Source organism: Myxococcota bacterium (genome assembly GCA_039030075.1).
In the GTDB taxonomy this organism is placed as follows: domain Bacteria; phylum Myxococcota_A; class UBA9160; order UBA9160; family SMWR01; genus JAHEJV01.
On the sequence record JBCCEW010000013.1, the window covers coordinates 75,613 to 96,692 of the forward strand.

At 70.2% G+C, this 21,080-nt stretch carries 18 protein-coding genes; 9 read left to right on the top strand and 9 right to left on the bottom strand.

The window, feature by feature from the left end; all coding sequences use genetic code 11:
• Positions 1-6: 6 nt before the first annotated feature.
• The 3 genes from AAF430_14980 to AAF430_14990 form a co-directional block, all read right to left on the bottom strand.
• Entirely contained in the window at positions 7-999 is a 993-nt protein-coding gene (locus AAF430_14980; protein MEM7411534.1) for a phosphotransferase family protein, read from the bottom strand.
• A gap of 93 nt (positions 1,000-1,092) precedes the next feature.
• On the bottom strand, positions 1,093-2,967 hold the full coding sequence (gene asnB / locus AAF430_14985) for an asparagine synthase (glutamine-hydrolyzing) (GenBank protein ID MEM7411535.1): 1,875 nt from the start codon (positions 2,965-2,967) through the stop codon (positions 1,093-1,095).
• Positions 2,967-3,920: a glycosyltransferase family 2 protein gene (locus AAF430_14990; GenBank protein ID MEM7411536.1), complete on the bottom strand. Its 954-nt coding sequence runs from the start codon at positions 3,918-3,920 to the stop codon at positions 2,967-2,969. Before AAF430_14990 ends, asnB begins: the two co-directional genes overlap by 1 nt.
• 91 nt (positions 3,921-4,011) lie before the next feature.
• Here AAF430_14990 and AAF430_14995 point away from each other — a divergent pair, with 91 nt between their 5' ends.
• Together AAF430_14995 and AAF430_15000 are read left to right on the top strand one after the other, a co-directional pair.
• Positions 4,012-5,943 (top strand): hypothetical protein, encoded by a 1,932-nt coding sequence (locus AAF430_14995; GenBank protein MEM7411537.1) that lies wholly within the window; start codon positions 4,012-4,014, stop codon positions 5,941-5,943.
• Between the two features lie 104 nt (positions 5,944-6,047).
• The gene (locus tag AAF430_15000; protein MEM7411538.1) at positions 6,048-7,703 is read left to right on the top strand and encodes a hypothetical protein; all 1,656 of its coding nucleotides are present in this window, start codon (positions 6,048-6,050) and stop codon (positions 7,701-7,703) included.
• A gap of 42 nt (positions 7,704-7,745) precedes the next feature.
• On the opposite strand, the gene AAF430_15005 is transcribed toward AAF430_15000, so the two are convergent.
• Genes AAF430_15005 through AAF430_15015 form a run of 3 tightly spaced genes read right to left on the bottom strand, consistent with a single transcriptional unit; the run spans position 7,746 to position 9,749 of the window.
• On the bottom strand, positions 7,746-8,078 hold the full coding sequence (locus AAF430_15005) for a hypothetical protein (protein MEM7411539.1): 333 nt from the start codon (positions 8,076-8,078) through the stop codon (positions 7,746-7,748).
• Positions 8,079-8,091: 13 nt separating this feature from the next.
• Positions 8,092-8,958 carry a VOC family protein gene (locus tag AAF430_15010; GenBank protein ID MEM7411540.1) on the bottom strand — a complete coding sequence of 289 codons (867 nt, stop codon included), beginning with the start codon at positions 8,956-8,958 and terminating at the stop codon, positions 8,092-8,094.
• 20 nt (positions 8,959-8,978) lie between these two features.
• Positions 8,979-9,749 (bottom strand): N-formylglutamate amidohydrolase, encoded by a 771-nt coding sequence (locus tag AAF430_15015; protein ID MEM7411541.1) that lies wholly within the window; start codon positions 9,747-9,749, stop codon positions 8,979-8,981.
• Positions 9,750-9,876: 127 nt separating this feature from the next.
• Here AAF430_15015 and AAF430_15020 point away from each other — a divergent pair, with 127 nt between their 5' ends.
• The 3 genes from AAF430_15020 to AAF430_15030 all read left to right on the top strand — a co-directional run bounded on the left by AAF430_15020 (position 9,877) and on the right by AAF430_15030 (position 13,367).
• Positions 9,877-10,314, top strand: a complete 438-nt coding sequence (locus AAF430_15020; GenBank protein MEM7411542.1) for a pyridoxamine 5'-phosphate oxidase family protein — start codon at positions 9,877-9,879, stop codon at positions 10,312-10,314.
• 50 nt (positions 10,315-10,364) lie between these two features.
• The gene (locus AAF430_15025; protein MEM7411543.1) at positions 10,365-11,036 is read left to right on the top strand and encodes a DUF2238 domain-containing protein; all 672 of its coding nucleotides are present in this window, start codon (positions 10,365-10,367) and stop codon (positions 11,034-11,036) included.
• Positions 11,037-11,153: 117 nt separating this feature from the next.
• Positions 11,154-13,367 (top strand): DUF3604 domain-containing protein, encoded by a 2,214-nt coding sequence (locus tag AAF430_15030; GenBank protein ID MEM7411544.1) that lies wholly within the window; start codon positions 11,154-11,156, stop codon positions 13,365-13,367.
• Positions 13,368-13,387: 20 nt separating this feature from the next.
• On the opposite strand, the gene AAF430_15035 is transcribed toward AAF430_15030, so the two are convergent.
• Complete coding sequence (locus AAF430_15035) at positions 13,388-14,857, bottom strand: amidohydrolase family protein (GenBank protein ID MEM7411545.1); 1,470 nt, start codon at positions 14,855-14,857, stop codon at positions 13,388-13,390.
• Between the two features lie 134 nt (positions 14,858-14,991).
• Here AAF430_15035 and AAF430_15040 point away from each other — a divergent pair, with 134 nt between their 5' ends.
• Both AAF430_15040 and AAF430_15045 read left to right on the top strand, forming a co-directional pair.
• A complete protein-coding gene (locus AAF430_15040) occupies positions 14,992-16,206 on the top strand; it encodes an amidohydrolase family protein (protein ID MEM7411546.1) in 1,215 nt (404 codons plus the stop codon).
• Between the two features lie 36 nt (positions 16,207-16,242).
• Positions 16,243-17,181 (top strand): VOC family protein, encoded by a 939-nt coding sequence (locus tag AAF430_15045; protein ID MEM7411547.1) that lies wholly within the window; start codon positions 16,243-16,245, stop codon positions 17,179-17,181.
• Here the strand turns inward: AAF430_15045 and AAF430_15050 are convergent.
• Complete coding sequence (locus AAF430_15050; protein ID MEM7411548.1) at positions 17,178-17,525, bottom strand: Smr/MutS family protein; 348 nt, start codon at positions 17,523-17,525, stop codon at positions 17,178-17,180. The two genes, AAF430_15045 and AAF430_15050, sit on opposite strands and share 4 nt — an antisense overlap.
• A gap of 73 nt (positions 17,526-17,598) precedes the next feature.
• Here AAF430_15050 and AAF430_15055 point away from each other — a divergent pair, with 73 nt between their 5' ends.
• Both AAF430_15055 and AAF430_15060 read left to right on the top strand, forming a co-directional pair.
• Positions 17,599-17,997 carry a hypothetical protein gene (locus AAF430_15055; GenBank protein ID MEM7411549.1) on the top strand — a complete coding sequence of 133 codons (399 nt, stop codon included), beginning with the start codon at positions 17,599-17,601 and terminating at the stop codon, positions 17,995-17,997.
• A gap of 39 nt (positions 17,998-18,036) precedes the next feature.
• Positions 18,037-19,029 carry a 2OG-Fe(II) oxygenase family protein gene (locus AAF430_15060; protein ID MEM7411550.1) on the top strand — a complete coding sequence of 331 codons (993 nt, stop codon included), beginning with the start codon at positions 18,037-18,039 and terminating at the stop codon, positions 19,027-19,029.
• Here the strand turns inward: AAF430_15060 and AAF430_15065 are convergent.
• Positions 19,019-21,010, bottom strand: coding sequence for a DUF3604 domain-containing protein (locus AAF430_15065; GenBank protein ID MEM7411551.1), 1,992 nt, complete (start codon positions 21,008-21,010; stop codon positions 19,019-19,021). The two genes, AAF430_15060 and AAF430_15065, sit on opposite strands and share 11 nt — an antisense overlap.
• Between the last annotated feature and the right edge of the window lie 70 nt (positions 21,011-21,080).

Sequence of the window (21,080 nt, forward strand, 5' to 3'; positions counted from 1 at the left end):
CTGCACTCAGCCGCGCGCGATCATGCGGTGGGCCCGCTCGAAGAGCCCGAGCGTCGAGGCGTGGAGCAGATCGCCCGTCGCCTTCGGCGCCTTCCCCGCGCAGGCGCGAGCGTGGGTGCCCTCGAGAATGATGCCGAGCTTGTAGCAGGCAAGGACGCCGTACCAGGCGATCTCGTCGACGCTGCGACTGGCGCGCTCGCCGTAGTGAGCGACCAGGGCATCGGCGTTCGGCATGCCGTCCCACTGCTCGAAGCGCACCGCGGCCATCGAGGGGTACTCGGGGTCGTGCCAGGTGGCGAGCAACCAGCCCAGATCGAGGAGCGGATCGCCCACCGTCGAGAGTTCCCAATCGACGATCGCCGCGAGCTCGGGACCGGTGGGGGAGTACATGACGTTCGCCATGTGATAGTCGCCGTGGAGGATGCCGGGCTGGAACGTTCGCGGCCGGTTCTCGTCCAGCCACCGCGCGACGGCGTCGACGCCCGGAATCTCGGGCCCGGGGTAGCCCTCGAACTCGCTGTAGCTGTCGAGCTGGGCCTGCCAGCGCGGCACCTGTCGCTCGAGGTAGCCCTCGGGCTTGCCGAAGCCGGTCAATCCCTTCTCGAGATAGTCGACGTTTCCGAGGGCGACGATTCCATCCACCAGGGCGAACGCCATCGCACGTCGCACCGCCGGGTCCCCGGCGTGGAGTGACGGCAGACCCTGGGTCGGATTGAAGCCGTCGATCGGCTCCATCAGGTAGAAGGACGCCCCGAGGATGTCCTCCTCCGGCGCCGCCGCGATCAAGCGCGGGTGCGGCACGTCGGTGTCGGCGAGGGCCGCGAGCACGCGCGCCTCGCGGCGCATGGTCTCGTTGCTGTTCTTCCGCAAGTGCGGCGGCGGCCGACGCAGCACGTAGGCGCGTCCGTCTCGCACGAACCGGAGCAGCACGTTCTGGGTGCCACCGGCGAGGGAGGTCACGTCCTCCAGCGGCCCGCTTCCCAGGCCCTGGGTGTCCATCCATTCCGTCAGACGCGCGAGGTCGACCACGGCCGGGTCGACGAGGGGGATCTCCGCCACGTTCGGGTGGGTACCCGAGCCGCAGGGGTGCCGTCAATCCTGGGCAGGCGCCTCGGGGGCCGGCAGCGCCGGCGCCGGTTCGCGGAGGCGCTCGAGCAGCCACTCGGCGTAGAGGTGCAGGCGATGGTCGCGGCGCCCGCGCCGATGCAGGTCGGCGTGGAGTCGTGCCAGCGGGTGGCGCAGCGGGACGTCGAAGGGCTCCTGCCCTTCCGCGAACCAGCGGCCGATGGGAACCCCGAAGCCCTTCTTCGCGCGGGTGGTGATCGGACGCGGCAGCCACGGCTTGACCGCCTGCTTCAGCACCCATTTCGTGTGCTTGCCATGGAGCTTGTAGCGAGCCGGGATGCGGCGCACGAGATCGACGAGGGCGATGTCGAGGAACGGTGAACGCACCTCCAGTCCGTGCTGCATGCTCGCCCGGTCGACCTTCGGAAGGATGTCGTCCTGAAGGTAGAGGCGCGTGAAGAACTGGAGCGTGCGATCGACGTCCGACAGGCCGGGCGCGCTCTCCCAGGCCGCGATCGCCTCAGCGTAGAGATCCTCGGGCTCGATCGGCGCGGCGAGCCGTTCGGCGACCTGCTTCGCCTCGAGCGGACCCATCCAGACGGCGTTCCAGAGTGCTGGCGGATACGAGAGCCCGCGAAGCGTGCGATCGACCTTGAAGCCGAGGGCCAGGTTGCGGTGCGACGTGGGCAGGCGGGTCGCGAGCATGCGAATCGCCGCGTGGATCGGCCGCGGAACCCAGCGCGCGTAGCGACGCGCCCAGCCCAGGGCCCGGAACGGGTCGTAGCCCGCGAAGAGTTCGTCCGCGCCGTCTCCGGACAAGGCCACCGTCACCTCGCGACGCGCCCAGGCGCACAGGACCGAGGTGGGCAGCAGCGACGGATCGACGAAGGGCTCGTCGAGACGCGCGGCGAGGTCGGGCCAGATCTCGGCCGCGTGCTCGGCGGTGAAGAGCGAGGTCGCGTGCTGGGTGCCGACGAAGGCGGCGGCGGCTTCCGCGTGCCCCGACTCGTCGAAGCTCGGGTCCTGGAAACCGATCGAAAAGCTGCGCAGCGACCCGAACTTCGAGAGCGTCTGCGCGGCGAAGGCGATCGAAGTCGAGTCGATCCCGCCCGAGAGGAACACGCCGATCGGGACGTCGGCGACCAGCCGCCGCTCGACCGCCGCGAGCAGGCGCTCGCGCAGGGGCTCGAGGGTCGACTCGTCGAAGTCGTCGCCGACGGGCTCCTCCGGCTCGAGCAGGAACTCCCAGTAGCGACGGATGCTGGGCGTCTTCCCCTCGGCATAGCGGAGCATGCAACCCGCCGGGAGCTTGTGGACGTCGCGGTAGATCGTGTGGGGCGCGGGCGCGTATCCGTAGGCGAAGTACTTCTGCAGCCCTTTCGTCGAGGGCTCCTGGCCAACGCTCGGGTGCATCAGCAGGGCGCTCGCCTCCGATGCGAACGCGAAGACGCCCGAACGGAACGACCAGTAGAGCGGCTTCTGCCCGAAGCGATCGCGGGACAGCCAGAGCTCTTCGCGGTCGCGGTCGTAGAGCGCGAACGCCCACATGCCGTTCAGCTGTTCGAGCAGGGTCTCGCCCCACTCGCGGTAGCCGTGCAGCAGCACTTCCGTGTCCGAGTGGTCCGACTGGAAGCGGTGGCCGCGCTCCTCGAGCCGCCTGCGCAGCTCGGCGTGGTTGTAGATCTCGCCGTTGAACACGATCCCCAACCGACGATCGGCGGTCCACATCGGCTGGAAGCCGGTCTCGGGATCGATCACGGCGAGGCGCCGGTGGCCGAGGTGGACCGGGCGCTCGGGATCGGACCAGAGGCCCTCGTCGTCGGGACCGCGGTGCGCGAGCGCGCGCGTCATCCGCGCCACGGGCTCGGGCGGCCCGCCCCAGGCTCCCGTGATGCCGCACATCAGGCGGGCTCGTCGGAGTCGAGATTCAGCGACTGCTTGATCGAGTAGGGACGCTTCGCCTGCGACTCGTAGTAGGTCCGCACCAGCAGCTCGGCGAGCAGCCCCATCAGGATGCTCAGCACGCCGGTGATGAAGGCCATCACCGACAGCAGGGGCAGCGGCGTCTGGATGAACGAGGTCGCGTCGAAGAACTTCCGGTAGAAGGCGAACCCAGCCGAGGCGAAGGAGATCCCCCAGCTGATCAGACCGAAGCCGCCGAAGACGTACATGGGCCGCGTCGCGTAGCGCCCGAGGAACTGGACCACGAGCAGATCTAGAAACACCTTGGCGATCCGCTCGAAGCCGTACTTCGAGGTGCCGTGCGCACGCGCCCGATGGTTCACCTCGATCTCGGTGACGCGGGCGCCCATCCAGGTGGCGTAGATCGGGATGAAGCGATGCATCTCGCCGTAGAGACGCACCGACTCGATCACCTCGCGGCGGTAGGCCTTCAGCGAGCAGCCGTAGTCGCGCAGGGCGACCCCGGTGACCCAGGAGATCCACCGGTTCGCCACGCGCGAGACCCAGACGCGACCGCGGTCGTCGTGACGATCGCGACGCCAGCCCGACACGACGTCGTAGCCCTCCGCCAGCTTGTCGAGCAGGCGCGGAATGTCGTGGGGGTCGTTCTGGCCGTCCCCATCCAGGCCGACGATCACGTCGCCACGCGCGTGTTCGATGCCCGCCATCATCGCGGCGGTCTGACCGAAGTTGCGCCGGAAGCGGATGACCTTGATCGAGTCTTCCTTCGACGCCAGCTCGGCCAGGATCTCCGGGCTGCGATCGGTGCTGCCGTCGTCCACGAAGAGGATCTCGAACGGCGCGGTCAGACCCAGCAACGCATCGGTGAGCTCCTCCGCCAGCGGCAGGAGGTTCTCTTCCTCGTTGTAGACCGGGACCACGACGGACAGCATCTGCGACCTCGCCCTTTCCATCGGTCCGAAGGGCGCATCGGTTGAGTGAAACCACTACAGCTAGGTGCCCGAGATCCCGATGGTTTCTCGCATGGGAGCCGAGGCCGCCGAAGCCCCGCGCAGGCGCTGGATCGAGCTCGCGGCCTGGGCGGTGGGCGTGCTCGTCTGGGTCGGGATCGCTGCAGCCGCCCTCGGCCCCGAGTACCTCCCCACCCACGACGGCCCCCAGCACCTCTGGTCGGTCCATGTGGCCCAACACCTCGAGTCCCCGCAGCGCGGCTGGAGCGACTGGCTGGTCGCCGGAGCCCCGATCACCAGCCAGGGCTACGCGGCCGTCTTCGCCCCGCTGAACCGCTGGCTCGACTGGCCCGACGCCCACCGCGCCACCCTGGCCGTGCTCGCGGTCCTGTTCGCCGCCGGCGCCTTCGGCTGGGCGCGGAGCCTGCACCGCGATCGCGTGTGGCTGGGAATTGCCTTGTCGGGCGTGGCGTTTGGCTGGACCTTCTACATGGGATTCCTCGCGTTCTACGCGGCCACCGGCGCCGCCTTCGCGTTGCTCGGCTGGGCCTTCGCGCGTCCGCGAGACAGCCGCCTCGAAACCGCCGGCCTGGCGCTCGGGCTCACCGCGGTCGCCTGGCTTCACCTGGTCGCGGCGTTCCTCGCCGGGGTCCTGCTCGCGGCGCTGCTCTGGTTCCGTGCCGCGCCCGACGCCAAGGGAGCGGCCGTGCTCCGCATCGCCGGCCTGGCCCTGCCGGGAGCGCTACTGACCGGTCTGCTGCTGTCCTCGGGTTGGGATCAGCTGACCGATTGGAACGCGGGCCCGGCAGACGCCGCCAGTCGGTTCGCCCCCTGGTGGTGCGCGGGACGCTGCTTCGCCGCGGGACCGGCCTGGCGCGCCTGGCCGCTGACCGGGCTGGCGCTGGTCGGTCTCGCCCTCGCCGCGACGCGCGTGCGGCGCGCGGGTGCGACGCCCGAGGACCGTGCGCTCTGGTGCGGAGGCGCTCTGCTCTTCGGGTGTGGCGTGCTGCTGCCCCTGGACCTCGCCGCCTGGGACTTCTTCTCGCCGCGCTTCCTGCCCTTCGGCGTCGCCGCCCTGCTGCTGACACTGCCCCTCGAACGCTGGCCGACTCGCCAGCCGAGCATCGCCGTCGCCTGCAGCGTTTTCGCATTGAGTGCGACCGCTTGGAGCGCTTCATTTCACGAACGACTCGAAGCCGAGGGCGCTGCGGTCTGGGCGGGCGTGCAGCAACCCCTGGAGCGACGCGGGCCGCGGCTGCCGATCGTGTTCGCGTCGGGCGCTCGCTCGCAGCAGGCGACCGACGGGCCGGTTCCCTTCGCGTTGCCCTGGGTCAATCTGGGTCAGCTCTACGCGACCAGCCAAGGCGGCATCACGCCCTACGGCTTTGCGTTGAACCCGAGCCTGCACCACGTGTTGGTGCGGGACGACGCCGCCGCGCGCCTGCCCGCGGCCGTGGACCGCGGCTACGTGGGCGATCTCACGCGCACGCCCCGGGGAGACGACCCGGCCTACCGGCGCGCGCTGTTGACCCACCTGGCTTCCCAGGCGGTCGGTTTCGAGGACGTCGTGTTCGCCGGTCGACCCGAGGAAGCCGATTGGCTCGCTCGACTCGGCTTCGTGGAAGACTGGCGCATGGGAGGCGTCGCGGTCGCCCGCTTCCGCGGCTGCGCTCTCGAAGTGGAGCTCAGCCCCGGCGCCTCGGCCCATGGCGTCGTGGGCGTGGGGTGGTTCCCCTCGCTGCATCCCGTGCGCGAGATCCGCCCGGGGCCGATGCATCGCACCCCCGACGGCGGCCACCGGGTCGTCGTGCGCGAGGGCTGCGGACCGGTCTGGGTGCGGCTGCACGCCCCCGACGCCGCCTGCGCGGGCGCCGACCCCGAAGGGCGGCTCCTCGCACCTCCGGGCCGCGAACCGCGACGGGTGCGCTGCCGACTGGCCGACGAACCCAGCGAACCCCGGGACCCCAGCGAGGCGGCGACCGGGCCGACCACCGCCGCCCGCTGAACTTCGAGCGGGCGCGAGCGTGGACAGCGCGGTCCCGGATCGCCCATCCTGACGCCTCACATCGGGCCGCTCGCTCGGGTCGCGGTCTTCGGGAGGACGGAATCATGGGTCGACGACTCTTCGGCTTCGGTGTCTCGCTCGCAATGTGCTTCGGCCTCTCGTGCGCTCCGGCGACGCAAGCTCCCGAAACGCCCGACGCGCCGACGGCGCCGCAGCTGTTCAGCGGGCTCGGCGATCAACACCACCCGATCACGACGACCAGCGAGACCGCGCAGGCCTACTTCGATCAGGGGCTGATCCTGGTGTTCGGCTTCAACCACGAGGCGGCGATCCGTTCCTTCGAAGCGGCGCTGGTCGAGGACCCGGGTTGCGCCATGTGCGCCTGGGGCATCGCACTCGCCCTGGGCCCGAACATCAACGCCCCCATGGGTCCCGACGCCGAGCGCCAGGCGTTCCTCGCGGCGCAACGCGCGCAACAACTCGCGGCGGGCGTCAGCGATCGCGAGCGCGCCTACATCGAAGCGATCCAGCCGCGCTACGGCGCCGAGCCCCTCGAGGACCGCAGCCCGCGCGACCGCGCCTTCGCCGACGCGATGGGCAAGCTCCACGAGGCCGACCCGGCCGACACCGACGCGGCGACGCTCTATGCCGAGGCGTTGATGGATCTCACCCCGTGGAACTACTGGACCGACGAAGCGGAGCCGCGGGAACACACCGAAGAAGTCCTCGACCTGCTCGAGGGCGTACTCGCGGTGCAGCCCGACCATGTCGGCGCGAACCACTACTACATCCACGCCGTCGAGGAGCACTTCCCCGAGCGCGGCGTCCCCGCCGCCGAGCGCCTGGGCGGCCTGGCGCCCGAGGCGGGACACCTCGTCCACATGCCGTCCCACATCTTCTGGCGGGTGGGTCGCTACGACGAAGCCACCGAGCTGAACCGCAAGGCCGCCGCGGCCGACGAGGCGTTCTTCGCGACCTGTCGCGCCGGCGTCTTCTACCGCGCGCTCTACTACCCCCACAACATCCACTTCCTGTGGGCCGCCGCGGCGGCCCAGGGCCAGAGCCAGGTCGCGCTCACGAACGCCCGCAAACTCGAAACCCGTACTGCCGATCAAATGGCCCAGTTCGACTTCCTCGAGGAGTTCTCGACGGTGCCGATGCTCACCCTTGCGCGCTTCGGGCGCTGGGACGAGGTGCTCGGCGTGCCCCGGCCCGACGCGAGCCTCGTCTACCTGACCGGCGTCTGGCACTACACGCGCGGCCTGGCCCAGGTGCGCCTGGGTCGCCCGGACATGGCGCGCAGCGAGCTCGAGCAGCTGGTGGCGGCCGCGCAGTCCGAACGCGCCGCGGGTCTGATCGTTTCCGGCGGCGTGGCGTCGGTGGCAGCGCTGCTCGAGGTGGGGCGCGCCCACCTCGCGGGCGAACTCGCGGCCGCGGGCAAGGACTACGACTCGGCGATCGCCCAGCTCACGGCGGCCGTCGATGCGCAGGACGCGCTCGCCTACATGGAGCCGCCGCCGTGGTACTTCCCGACGCGTCAGGCCCTCGGCGCGGTGCTGCTCGATGCCGATCGCGCCGCCGAGGCCGAAGCCGTCTACCGCGTCGACCTCGAACAGTACCCGCGCAACGGGTGGTCCCTCTTCGGTCTCGCCCAGAGCCTGCGCGCCCAGGGCAAGACCGCCGAGGCCGAATGGGCCGAGAAGGGACATCGCGAAGCCTTTGCGAAGGCCGACGTGACCCTGCGGGCGTCGCGCTTCTAGTTCGTCCCCGGGGCACGCGCCCGGGGTCCCAGCGAGCGAGCGCTAGACGAGTCCCCACCGCGCAGCGACCACCGCTCCCGCGATCGAGAGCGCCCAGGTCGCGCCGGTGACGGCCGCCCACGCCCCGAAGCCGCCGGTGAGGCGCTGCTCTCGCCGCAGGGCGAGGACGCTGAGCGTCGCCGTTACCAGCACACCCAGCGCCGCGAGCCACGCGCGGTCGCGCACCGCGAGCACGAGCAGCGGCGCCAGGAACGCGATCGCGTGTCCCAGCAGGACCAGGCCGATCGGCCACAGGGTCGGCTCGCGCACGAACGGCAGCACGAGTCGATCGATCCAACCCTCGCCGCGGAAGGGATCGCGGCGCAGCTCGGTCACTCCGGCGCTCCGTTCAAGCGGTGTCCGGTTCGATCAGGAGTGTCGGCACGCCGCAGGTTCCGCTCTTCACGGTCAACACGCGCGTCCCGGGCTTCCGGCCCTTCCGCACCTCGGAGACCTCGATCCCCGCCGCGCTGAGTCGGGCGTGGGCGGCATCCGCGTCGGGGACCCGCCAGGTCATGCCCCAGAGTCGATCCGTGTCTCCCAGCGCCGATGCGTTCTCGAGCGGATGCGCGATCTCGACGGTCACGCCGCCGACGCGGAAGAACATGAGGCGCATGCCCCACTGGGGAAAACTCTTGTCGAGTGCGAGGCGCAGGCCGAGCCCGTCGCCGTAGAGCTGAATCGCCGCTTCCGGGTCCGCCGTCTGGACCACAGCGTGATCGATCCCCGAGATGCAGCTCGCCTCGGCATCGACCGCCGTCGACTCGGGAAGCATGTCGGCGGGCGAGAGATGCTCGATCCCGAAGAGCAACACGCCCCGCGTGTGTTCGAGGGGCAGCGGTACGCGCCGCCAGCGCCGGTACACACCCGAGTCCGAGTCGCGGCCCATGCCGGGTTCGACTTCGGCCGGCGAGAGGCCGCGCTCGGTGAGCGTCGCGTGGCAGGCGTCGGCGTCGGCCGTCCCCAGCGCGAGCCCGATCGGGCCCTCCCCCACCGCATCGAGACGCTGGCGCAGCAGACTCGCCGTGTGCCCGGGGCCCTCGGGTGCCAGCAGCTCGAGATAGGTATTCCCGAGCCGGAAGAGCGTGTTCGCGGACCCCTGACCGGGGTGCTCTCCGCGCCAGGCCGGCCGACGTCCGAAGAGCGTCGCGTAGTCGCGGGTCGCCGCGTGGAGGTCGCGAACCGCCAGGATCACATGGTCGAGGGTGTCGAACATGGGTCCAGCATAGCCGGACCTCAGCCGGCGGAGCGGTCCACCTCGAGCGCCTCGCGTGAGGCGACGAGTGCGCGCGCCACCCGCTCGGCCACCGCCTCGACGCCCTCGCTCGAACGCAGGAGATCGTTGCGCACCTCGATCTCGAGATACGGCACCCCATGGGCGCGACCGTGGCGCGACGCGGCGTAGATCAACCCGGCGTAGCCCGAATAGGGTTCGTTGCGCGCAACGCGAAACCCCTGGGCACCCAGCGCTTCCGCAAGCCCCTCGGCCCAGTCTTCGTGCGCATCGAACAGGACGCCGAGCTCCATCTCGCGGGCGTGACCGTCGAACTCGGGCGTGAACGAATGCACCGAACAGAGCCACGGCGTGGGCGGCGTGCGGACCTGCTCCGCGAGCATCGCGTCGAAGGCGGCGTGGTAGGGCTCGAAGGTGCGCCGGGCGCGCTCGGCCCGCGCTTCGGGCGGGAGGCCGCGGTTGAACGCGAGCGCCTGTCCCGCCACCGTGTCGACCACGAAGCTCTCCTCGTCCGGGCCGCGATTGGGATCGCAGACCAGGCGCGAGAAGGTCGAGAGCACGGCGGGGCTGCCGGTGAGCTGGGCGAGCGCTCGGGTGAGGTCTCCCGCCCCGATGTCCCATCCCCAGTGGTCGGCGGCGAGCGCGGCTTCGGTCGCTGACAACCGCAACCCATCCAGCGCGCGGCCCGCATGCTCACAGCTGAATGCGAAGAGTGCGTCCCTGGCACCGGTGATGCGCTCGAAGGCGGCGCCCGAGGAGTACGGGAGGTTCACGACAGGGGTGTAGCGAGGTCGACGGCGAGAAGCCGGCGGGCGCGTGGGCGGCGGTGCACCGGCCCGGGCACGACGGGCCCTCGCCGCGACGGAACGGTACGCTGCCGCGACGCGCAGGAGGGTTCCGATGTCCCTGGCCATGACGAAAGCCGATCGTGACGCGTTCCTCGCCGACGTCCATGTGGGCGTGATCGGCATCGAGCAGGCGGGTGCTCCGCCGTTGATGGCGCCGATCTGGTACGACTACGCGCCGGATGCCGGGCTCTGGGTGCTGACCGGCCCCGACTCGCTCAAAGGCCGCGCGATCGCCGCGGCGGGCCGCTTCAGCCTCGTGGCGCAGGTCGAGGAGCCGCCGGCCTATCAGTACGTGAGCGTCGAGGGACCGGTGGTCTCGACCGAACCCGCCGATCTCGAGCGGGACACCCGGCCGATGGCGCGCCGCTACTTCGGCACCGAGCTCGGGGACCTCTACGTGAAGTCCCAAGCGAGCGACACGTCGGTGCGGATCACCATGCGCCCCGAGACGTGGCGCACGGTCGACTACCGCAAGCTGACCCTCGCCTGAGGCGCGCCCTGCCCTCGTACCGCTCGCTCTTCTGGGTCCTCGGCGGTCTCTTGACCGTCGAATTCGTCGTGCTGGCCATCGATCCGGTGTCACGCTCCACCTGGTTGATGGAGAACGTGCTGGTGTTCGCCCTCGTCGGAGTTCTGGTGGCGAGCTACCGACGCTTGCCGCTGTCGCGCGTCTCCTACACGCTGATCTTCCTGTTCCTGGCGCTGCACGAGGTCGGATCCCACTACACCTATTCCCTGGTGCCCTACGACGAGGCCTGCCAGCGCTGGTTCGGGTTCTCGCTGAACGAGGCACTCGGCTTCGAACGCAACCACTTCGATCGCCTGGTCCACTTCAGCTACGGATTGCTGCTCGCCTACCCGATCCGCGAGTTCTTCCTGCGCGTCGCCGACGTGCGCGGTTTCTGGGGCTACTTCCTGCCCCTCGATCTCACGATGTCGTCGTCGATGATCTACGAGCTGATCGAATGGGCCGCGGCCGAGATCTTCGGCGGCGAACTCGGAGCGGCGTACCTCGGGACCCAGGGAGACATCTGGGACGCCCACAAGGACATGGCGCTGGCGAGCCTGGGGGCGTTGATCGCGATGGCCGTGACCGTGGGGGTCAACCGACACCTGGGACGCGACGTCGCCGCCGAGTGGGCGGAGAGCTTTGCGGTCAAGCACCCGGAACCGCTGGGTGAAGAGGCGATCGACCGAGGCGGCGCCCCCTGATCCCACGTTCCAGCCGTCAGGGACGAGTCGCCCAGGGGAGTTTTCGGCGACGCAGACCCTCGCACACCTTTCGGGGTCCGCGGGCGAGTGGTAGGAAACCGTTCGGAGGATCTCGCCATGCAACGCCTCGTGCTCGGTCTCGTCGTGCTTCTGGTGCTCGCCCTGGCCCTCGTCTACGTCGCCGGCACCGGCGTCTTCGGCGACGCGACCTACGCGGGGTCGCCCGAAGCCCCGGCGGTCGCACCCGAGACGGTCGCGGCCCGCGCGGCCGCGATCCAACAGGCCGGCCAGGACCTCGGAATCGCCCGGCCGAAGCAGATCCTGTTCGGCGACCTCCACGTCCACAGCACCTTCTCCTTCGACGCCTTTCAGCTGAGCCTGCCGATGGCCGGCGGCGACGGCGCCCACCCGGTCGCCGACGCCTGCGACTACGCGCGCCACTGCTCGGGCCTCGACTTCTGGTCGATCAGCGACCACGGCATCACCCTGACGCCGCGCGCCTGGAGCGAGACGATCGACTCGATCCGCCAGTGCAACGCGGTGGCCGGCGACGCCGCCAACCCGGATCACGTCGCCTATCTCGGCTGGGAGTGGACCCAGGTCGGCACCACGCCGGAGAACCACTGGGGCCACAAGAACGTCGTCCTCCGCGACCTCGCCGACGATGCGATCCCCACCCTCCCGATCACCGCCGGCACCCCGCCCGGGCGCGGCGACCTCGAGGACTTCCAGGTCTCGCCCTTCCTGCTGGGCTTCCTATCCCTGGGCGCCCACGCGAACGGGGGCTCCGACTTCGTGCGCTTCATGACCGAGACCACCGGGATCCCCAACTGTCCGGCGGACGTCCCGGTGCGCGAACTCCCCGACGACTGCCGCGAGGCGGCCCCGACGCCCGGCATCCTGTTCGCGAAGCTCCGCGAATGGGGCCTCGCATCGATGGTGATCCCCCACGGCACCACCTGGGGCTTCTACACCCCCTCCGGTTCGTCGTGGGAGAAGCAGCTCACGCCCGAACATCACGATCCCGACCAGCAGCGGATCATCGAGGTGTTCTCGGGGCACGGAAACTCGGAGGAGTACCGCGACTTCCGCGAGGTCGTCTTCGAAGCCGACGGCACGCCGGTGTGCCCGGCTCCTACTCGCGACTTCCTGCCCTCGTGCTGGCGCGCCGGCGAGATCATCGCAACGCGCTGTCTCGACGAGGGCGAGTCCGTCGAGGAGTGCGAGAGCCGCGCGGCCGAAGCACGCCGGCTCTTCCTCGAGACCGAGTTCAATGGCGGCAAGGTCGTGGTGGGCAAGACCTCCGTCGCCGACTGGCAGGACGCGGGCCAGTGCCGCGACTGCTTCCAGCCCTCGTTCAACTACCGCCCGAAGAGTTCGGTCCAATACATCCTCTCGCTCGAAGACGCGGACAGCGATCCCGAGCGATTCCGTTTCGGCTTCATTGCATCGAGCGACAACCACTCGTCGCGGCCCGGCACCGGCTACAAGGAAGTGTCGCGCGCCGAGTTCACCGAGGCTCGGTTCGGTTCGTTCGTGGACACGCCGATCGGAACGCCGATCGAGCGACCGCCCGAGTCGCGCGCCCGCCCCTACACGCCAGGACCGGGAGACACGCCCTTCGCCGGCTTCGAGACCGAGCGCGGCGCCTCCTTCTTCCTGAACGGCGGCCTCGCCGCGGTGCACGCCGACGGACGCGATCGCGACGCGATCTGGCAGGCCCTCGATCGCAAGGAGGTCTACGGCACCAGCGGCCCGCGCATCCTCTTGTGGTTCGACCTCTTGAATGGGCCCGACGGCCCCGCCCCGATGGGCTCGGAAGCGCGCCTCGGCGAGCCGCCGATCTTCCAGGTGCGCGCCCAGGGCTCCTTCGAGCAGAAGCCCGGCTGCCCGGCGGATGCGCTGGATGCCCTCGGTGATCGGGTCGACCGGCTCTGCCAGGGCGAGTGCTACCACCCGAGCGACCAGCGCCGATCGATCACGCGCATCGAAGTCGTCCGCATCCGGCCCGGATCCGACGGCGACGTCGGAGACCGCATCGAGGACCCGTGGCGCGTGCTGCCCTGCCGTGGCGACGGAAACGGCTGCGTGAAGGCGTTCTCCGATCCCGAGTACGCGACGAGCGGCCGCGACGCCGTCTACTACGTCCGTGCAATCGAAGCCGAGAGCGAAGCGGTCGGAGCCGACCCGCTCGGCTGCAAGCGTGACACCAACGGGCGCTGCATCGAGGTGAATCCCTGCTTCGGTCGACCGAACGAGGACGACTGTCTCGCGAAGACCGAGGAGCGTGCCTGGTCTTCGCCGATCTACGTGGATCAGCCCGGCGCGTAGCGGCCTGAAGCGGGGGAGCGCTAGCGCGCCCCGACCGCGACGCGCTCGAGAAGCCGCCCGGCCTGGATGACCTCGCGGATCCGGGAGACGGCGCCGATGTCGGTGGTCGGGTCCCCGGCCACCAGCACCAGGTCGGCGCGCTGCCCCACGGCCACATTGCCGAAGCTCGGCGCGTCCGTGTCCTCCAGGAACTGCGCCGGCCCGAGCGTCGCCGCGCGGATCGCCTCGGTCGGCGTCAGCCCCGCCTCGACGAGGTGCGCGAGCTCCCGGTGCAGACCCGCTCCGGGGAACACCCCGCTCTGCGTATCGCTCCCCGCCAGGATCGTCACACCGGCGCGGTGCAGACGCCGCACGTTGTCGACCCGCACCCGCTGCTGGTACGCCTCGAGATTGAGCTCCTGCCACGAGTCGAGCGCTCCCGCCTGGAACTCGGCCGGAATCGGATAGAAGGAGGCGAGCCGCTCCGCCGTGGCGATCTCGCGTTCGATCGCGATCGCCTCCCGCGGCCCGAGACGAAGCCGTGCATAGTTGTCGAAGACCTCGGTGGTCGCGACCATGGGAATGCCGTAGCCGGCGAGGCGTGCGATCTCGGTATCGGGAATCCGTTCCTTGTAGACACCGTGTACCCACGCGGCGACGCCCGCCTCGGCGGCGTCGATGGCGTCCTCGGTCGTGCCGATGTGGGCGACGGTGCGAATGCCCTTCGACTCCGCCTCGGTCACGAAGGCCGCCGCCACGTCGCGGGCCAAGCGAGGCGCATCGAGCGGGATCGCGTCGATCACGATCTTCCCGAAGTCGACCTCGGCGTCGGCGATGTCGAGGGCTGCGTCGCGCGCCTCCTCCACCGTCGCGAGCTGCACCGCGACCCGCGGTTCCACGTACCAGGCGAGCCAGCCCGGCACGAAGGCCCGCACCAGCGCCACGGGATGACCGTCCGGTGCTGTGTGGACCGGACCGGCCGTGAAGATCTGAGGCCCGACTTGCGTTCCCCGCGCGACGGCCTCGCGGCGGGACACCGCCGACCCACTGCCGTCGCCCGGGTCGAAGACCGTGGTGACCCCCGTGTACAGGTAGCCGGCCATCATCGCCTCGGGATCCGGGAAGCCTCCCTCCCAGGGCGGCGCCGGATTCGAGTTGATGTGCCCGTGCATGTCGACGAGGCCCGGGATCAGCGTGGCGCCGGCCCCGGCAATCCGGGTCGCGCCGCCCGGCGCGCGGCCGCGACCGGCGGCATCGATCGCGGCGATCTTGCCGTCGCGCACGGTCACGTCGCGGAACCCGGTGCGGCGTCCCGTCGCCACGTCGAGAACCGCGACATCGGTGATCCACAGGACCTCCGCACTCGCGGGCGTGACGTGCGGGCCGGGAACCGCAGTGGCGCAGCCCACGGCCGCCAGGAGCGTGACCGCGCAGAGCGCCTGCAGCAGGCGCAGCGCGCGGGTGCTTCGTCCGCGGGAGCACTGCATCGGGTCGTGGGTCGCGTGATTCACCGGTTCCTCCTCCTTGCGCCTCGAAGCGCGCACCGAGCCCGGATCGTCGGTTGCGACCGCAGCCGCGTCAAGCACCCGTAACACCGGGAGACGCCACGGCAGAGAATCGCGCGCGCCCGGTCTATGCTGCGCCCATGCACCACCGCTTCGGACGACGCGCGTTCATGAAGGGACTCGGGGCCGCTTCGGTCTCCCTCGCCTGGCCCGGCTGCGGCGGACACGCGCCCGAGCGATACACGGCGGAAGACGCGGCCGAGCTGGTTCGCCAACGGGAGCAGGAGAGCGCGGCGAGCGGGCGCGGGCCCTACGGCCAGCAGCGCTACGCCGGCTACCGCGGACTGGCCGAGCTTCCCTGGTACGAACTCGATGAACAGGGACAGCTGGTGTGTCGCGACGCGTCGATCCCGCAGGCGATCGACTTCCACTGCCACCTCGGGATCTCGACCTTGTTCGCCCCCGACATCGACCTCCAACGCAGACACGATCGGGTGATCCACCTGCTCGATTGCGACGGACAGAACCCGGGCTGCGAACTCGACCTCGACATCTACATCAACGGCAACTTCGGCGAGGAAGGCGAAAGCGACCTGCGCTCCGAGTCGTTGGCCCAGGGACTCTGGGGCAGCGACAAGGCCGAGACCCAGACGATCCCCAACCTGCTCGCCGAGATGGACGCCATCCGCGTCGAGCGCGCGGTCCTCTTGCCGATCCGCTTCGGCTGGCCCTTCGGCGACGACCTGAACGAGCGGTGGCGCGAAGCCCTCGACGTGGCTGACGTCCCGGACCGGCTTTCGCTCGGGGCCTCCGTGCACCCGGACGACGGAGACCGACTCGAACGTCTCGAGCGCTACGCGGCGGCCGGCGCGCGGGTGGTGAAGCTCCATCCCCCGATGCAGCGCTTCTACCCGGATGATCCCAGCCTCTTCGATATCTACGACCTTTGTCGCTCCCTCGGACTGATCGTCTTCTTCCACGCGGGACGCGCCGGCGTCGAGCCCGAGTCGCTGCACGGCTACGCGCTGCCGCGTCACTACGAGGCCGCGCTCGCCGAGTTCCCCGAGCTCCCTTTCGTGCTCGGCCACTCAGGCGCGCGCGACGCGGACGGCTTCCTCGAGCTCGCCCTGCGCCACGAGAACGCCTGGCTCGGCATCCACGGACAAGGCGTGTCGCATCTGCACGAGATGATCGAGCGTACGGGTGGTCGGCGCATGCTCTTCGGGACGGACTGGCCCTGGTACCACCTGGCCGCGACCCATGCGAAGGTGCTGATCACCACCGAAGGACGCGCCGACGTGCGCGCCGCCATCCTGCGCGAGAACGCCCTGGCGTTGCTCGAGAGCCGCGCCTGAGCGCGCTCCCCGAGCCCACCCAAGAGACACGCACCGATGTCCCTCGACCTTCTTTCCACCGTCCACACCAACGTCAACTGCTCGAACCTCGAGCGATCGGTAGGTTTCTATCGCGACGTCGTCGGGCTCACGCCCGTCTCACACACAGCGCCCCTGCCCCAGGAAGGGCGCGGCTTCGGTCTGCCCGGGCAAGTGCAGTGGGATGCGCATCTCCTGCACGACGCGCGCGGCGCCATCGGCCCGGCCATCGATCTCCTGGAGTGGAAGACGCCGACGCCCGTCGGCGCACCCGCGCGCGATCCGCATACCCTGGGCATCTACCGTCTCTGCCTCGCGCACCCGGACCTCGCGGCCCTGGACGCCACGCTGCGCCAGCGAGGGCACCCGCCCCTGGCGCCGCCGGCCTCGATGCATCTCGGCGTCGGGGATCTGGAGGCGCGCTTTCTTTGCGTGCGCGACCCGGACGGCGCCTGCGTCGAGTTCATCGAGCAGCCCGGCGACCTGCGCCTGCTCCACGTCAACGTGAACTGCCGCGACCTCGACGCGTCGTCCCGCTGGTACCAGGAGGTGCTCGGCCTCGCGCCGCTGATGCCGCGCTGCGCGCCGGGCCCGGTCGGGGGCGAGGGCCTCGGCTTCGGCGAACGCGGACCCGTCCGGTTTCGCGCGGACTTCCTGGGGCTTCCGGGCCAGCCGGACCTCGTCATCGACCTGCTCGAGTGGCTCGACCCGACGCCGGTCGGCGCGCCGGCCACGGATGCGAATCGACTCGGCTGGTTCCGGATCGCCTACCTCGTGGCCGACGCCGAAGCCGGATGTCGCGAACTCGATCGCCTCGGCGTCGAGCACTCGGGCCCGTGCTGGCTCGAGATGGGTCCCGAGATTCCGATCGATGGATTGCGTGCGGTCTTCTTTCGAGACCCGGACGGCACCTGCCTCGAGCTGATCGAGACTCCCCGGCTCACCTCGGCCGACTAGTTCGCCTCGGGCTCGTCGGGATCGCCGCCGCCCGGCGCGGGCGCCTCGGGCGGGTGCAGCCGAGCGAGGGTCGCGCCCCAGCCGCCGCGGTCGGCGGGCGCTTCTTCGAAGGCGACGACGTGTGGGCTGCGCGCGAGATGACGGTGCACCCGATGGCGCTGCACGCCCTTGCCGCGCCCGTGGATGATTCGGACTTCGCGAAAGCCGCGCTCGCGCGCGGCTTCGAGATAGGCGTCGACGATGTCTCCCACGTCACGCGGCGGGAAGTAGTGGAGGTCGATGGACTCCTCGATGGGAATCACCACCGGCTCGTCGAAACCCTGGAAGTCTTCGTCTTCGCTCATGTTCTTCGGGCTCCGGCCATGCGCCCGAAAAGAGACTCTACAGTGGGAGCCGAGTTCTGCCGTCAAGGTGGACATGACGGCTCGAAACTCACCGATCCTGATCCCGCTCCTGCTCGCCCTCGGATGTGCCTTCGCCGGGCCGGCAGGGGGCGAGGTCCAGGAGCTGCGGGTCACCGCGACCGCCTACAACTCCCTGCCGGGCCAGACCGAGGGCGACCCCTCGATCGCGGCCTGGGGTGACCGGCTGGAGCCGGGCATGCGCGCCATCGCGGTGTCCCGCGATCTTCTCGACCTCGGCCTCACGCGGGGTGTCGAGGTCGAGATCGACGGGCTTCCGGGCCGCTACAAGGTCCTCGACAAGCTCCACTGGCGCTGGGAGAAGCGCATCGACGTCTACATGGGAACCGACCTCCACGCCGCGAAGCAGTTCGGGAAGCGCCAGGTCACGATCCGCTGGAAGCCGAAGCGCTAGCCGACGCCGCGCCACTCGGCTGATATCCTCCGCCTTGCGATGGAAGCCGAGGCCGCGATCGTCGATCTCGAAGGCCTGCTCCGCGGCGACGCTGCAGCCCTCGAGCAGGTAGCCGCCGAGATCGCGCGACCCTGCGCGGAGTGGGGTCTGTTCCACGTCGTGGGACATGGCATCCCGGACGCGACGCGCGCGATCTTCGAGGAGGCGCTCCGCGCCTTCTTCGCACTGCCCGCCGCCGAACTCGCATCGATGCGGCGCTCGGCCGAGAACGCCTGGGGCTACCACGACGCCGAGCTGACGAAGAACCGACGCGATTGGAAGGAGATCTTCGACTTCGGCTTCGAGCGCCGGGGACAGCACAGCGACGGCCGCAACCAGTTCCGGGCCGGTGCCCTCGCCTGGAAGCCGGCGCTGCTCGCCTATCGCGACGCGTGCGAGCCCATCGCTCGCGGCCTCACCCGGGCCCTCTGCCGGGCGCTCGATCTGCCCGCTGACACTCTCGATGCCGAGTTCAGCGCCCACACCAGCTTCCTGCGTCTGAACCGGTACCGCCCCTGCTCACGGGCGGCGCGCCCGGACTCTGCGCTGGTTCCCCAGGAAGGCGAGCTCGGCGTACACCATCACACGGACGCAGGAGCGCTCACGCTGCTGCTCCAGAGCGGTGTCGCCGGGCTCCAGGTCGCGCGCGACGGCGCGATCTACGACGTGCCGCCGGTGCCCGACGCGTTGACGGTGAACCTCGGCGACATGCTTCAGGTCTGGAGCAACGATCGTTTCGTCTCCCCCATCCATCGGGTGCTCGCGAACCCGGACCAGGATCGGTACAGCGCGCCGTTCTTCTGGAACCCGAACTACGCGACGGTGTGCCGACCCCTCGTCGATTCGGAGTCACCGCGGTTCCGCGACGTCTCCTGGGCCGAGTTCCGAAGTGCGCGATCCGACGGAGACTACGCCGATCTGGGCACCGAGATCCAGATCGACCAGTTCCGGATCGGCGCGGGCGAAGCGACGCGTCCGAGCGTCAGCCCTTAGCGCCCGGGTCCGGGTACCAGATCGGGGACGTCCAGGCGCGCTCCTGCTGGGGAGCGGCGAGGACTGCGTCATCACACGCGGACGGCCGCTCGTCTTCCGGGAGGTCGAGGCACTGCCAGGTCGTGTAGCGGCAGCTCGGGTTCTCGAGGACGCGCGCGTAGTACACCGCCCCCCGGTCCGGGTCGAAGTCGGCGTCGCGCCAGACTCCACAGAGCGTGCGCGCGCCCTTCCCGCGCGGCTGACACGTCTCCGGGTCCACGTCGGCGCGGTTCGGACCGCCAGCAACGTCGATCACCCGCTGATGGAGCTCGCCGTCGTCGTCGACCCAGCCCTTGATGATCTGGATCCGCTGCAAGAGACCGCCGGGCGCGCGCGCCGTACCCAGGTCGCGGGTCGCCCACACGGCGAAGGTCGGCGGCTCGCCCGTGCGCGAAGGCGACAACACGCCGCCCATCGGAATGCCCCCGGCCTCGGCCTGATCGAGCCGGTCGGCCGCGTCGCAGAGGTCGTCCGTGTAGTCCCAGCCGGCGTAGAAGCGGGGCCGGATCCGCGGCCCGCTGGTGCCGAAGACCTCACGCCGCTGCATCGCAGCGAACAGCGCCGGCCGCGAGTTCTCCTCGGCCCAGACGCCGATCAGACCGCCGGGACCGTTCGACGCATTCCCCATCCGCCCGGGCTCGGCGGCCAGCCGCCCGTCGAGGACGCCGTCGGCCGTTCCGAGGTGGCCCGGGTAGCTGCGCTCCTCGACGCCGCCCGCCATGCCGTTGTGGGTGTCGGTACTGGCGGTGAGCCCGAAGCGGAAGGGGTTCACTCCGATCCGGGCCTCTTCGGCCACGCCCTGGGTGAGCGCGTAGCGCACGTAGCTGCGGGGCGAGAGACAGCTCGGCCCGAGACGCGGAATCGAATCCCCGATCGTGCCGTCCCAGCACGTACCCGGCAGCTCGTCGCCGAGTCGTTGGAAGGCCAGGTCCTCGAACTTCTCGAAGGCGCACAGCTCGTCTTCGGCGCCCAGGACGCCGTCGATCGAGACGCGACATTCGGAATCGCCCTTGTGCTGCATCACCTCGACGATCGGCTCGATTCGCGCGCGCAGGCGCGCACGCTCGGCCTGGGCGGCGACGCTGCCGGCCCCCGGATAGTCGACCGAGAACATGCGTCCGTTCGAGATGTTCGAGTTGTGGGGAATCGCCAGGACGTCGCAGCCGTTTTCGGGCTCCACGCACACGTCGCGCAGCAGCTCCCAGAGCTCCCATTCACGGGTGGCCTCGAGGTAGCTGATCGGTCGGGACGGGACCTGGCGAGTCGCGAAGATCACGTTGCGATGGAGGTTCGATCCCAGGCGAAACGAGCTGTACTCGTAGCCGATGAAGGTGGTGCGACGGCACGCGGCCGTGGTGTCGTTCCATTCTTCGGCCGCGGCGATCGTCTCTCGCCAGGCTTCGGACACCGCCGTCTTGCAGCGCACGCCTTCCGGTCCGCACACCTCCTCGTCGCGCGAGGGGAACGGGTGCATGATCTGGATCGCCAGCGGGTTGTCGATGGGCGTCGTGCTGGTGCGAATCGCCACGCAGAACTCGCGATCGTAGACCTCGGACTCGGGATCCTGACACAGGCGCTGCTCGCCCAGAAACTCGGCGTGGTCGGTGAGCGCGGCGAAGTCGAGGGGACGATCGATCCGCACCTCGCGGGTTCCCTTGCCGTCGTCGTCGTTCGGCGGGAGCAGGATCGGATCCCCGAAGGCGTAGCCATAGGCCTCGGTCGGCCGCACCCGCACCCCGTAGCCCGTGGCATCGCTCGACAGGGCCGTGTGTACGTGGAGGTCGCCGAAGAAGGCCCGCCGCCCGGGGTCGCGGTGATCGCACGCCACGGGTTCGATCTCGGGACTCTCCTGCACCTGGTACTCGGCGGGATCGATGGATTCGCCGCACCCGAGGGCGAGGAGAAGCAGGCCAACGGTCCAGTCGCGCGCCGGTCTGTGCATCGCCTCTCAGTAGCCTTTCCCTCGGTAGAGGACCAGGGCCGACGGGGAGAGTTGGCCTACGTTTCCGGGC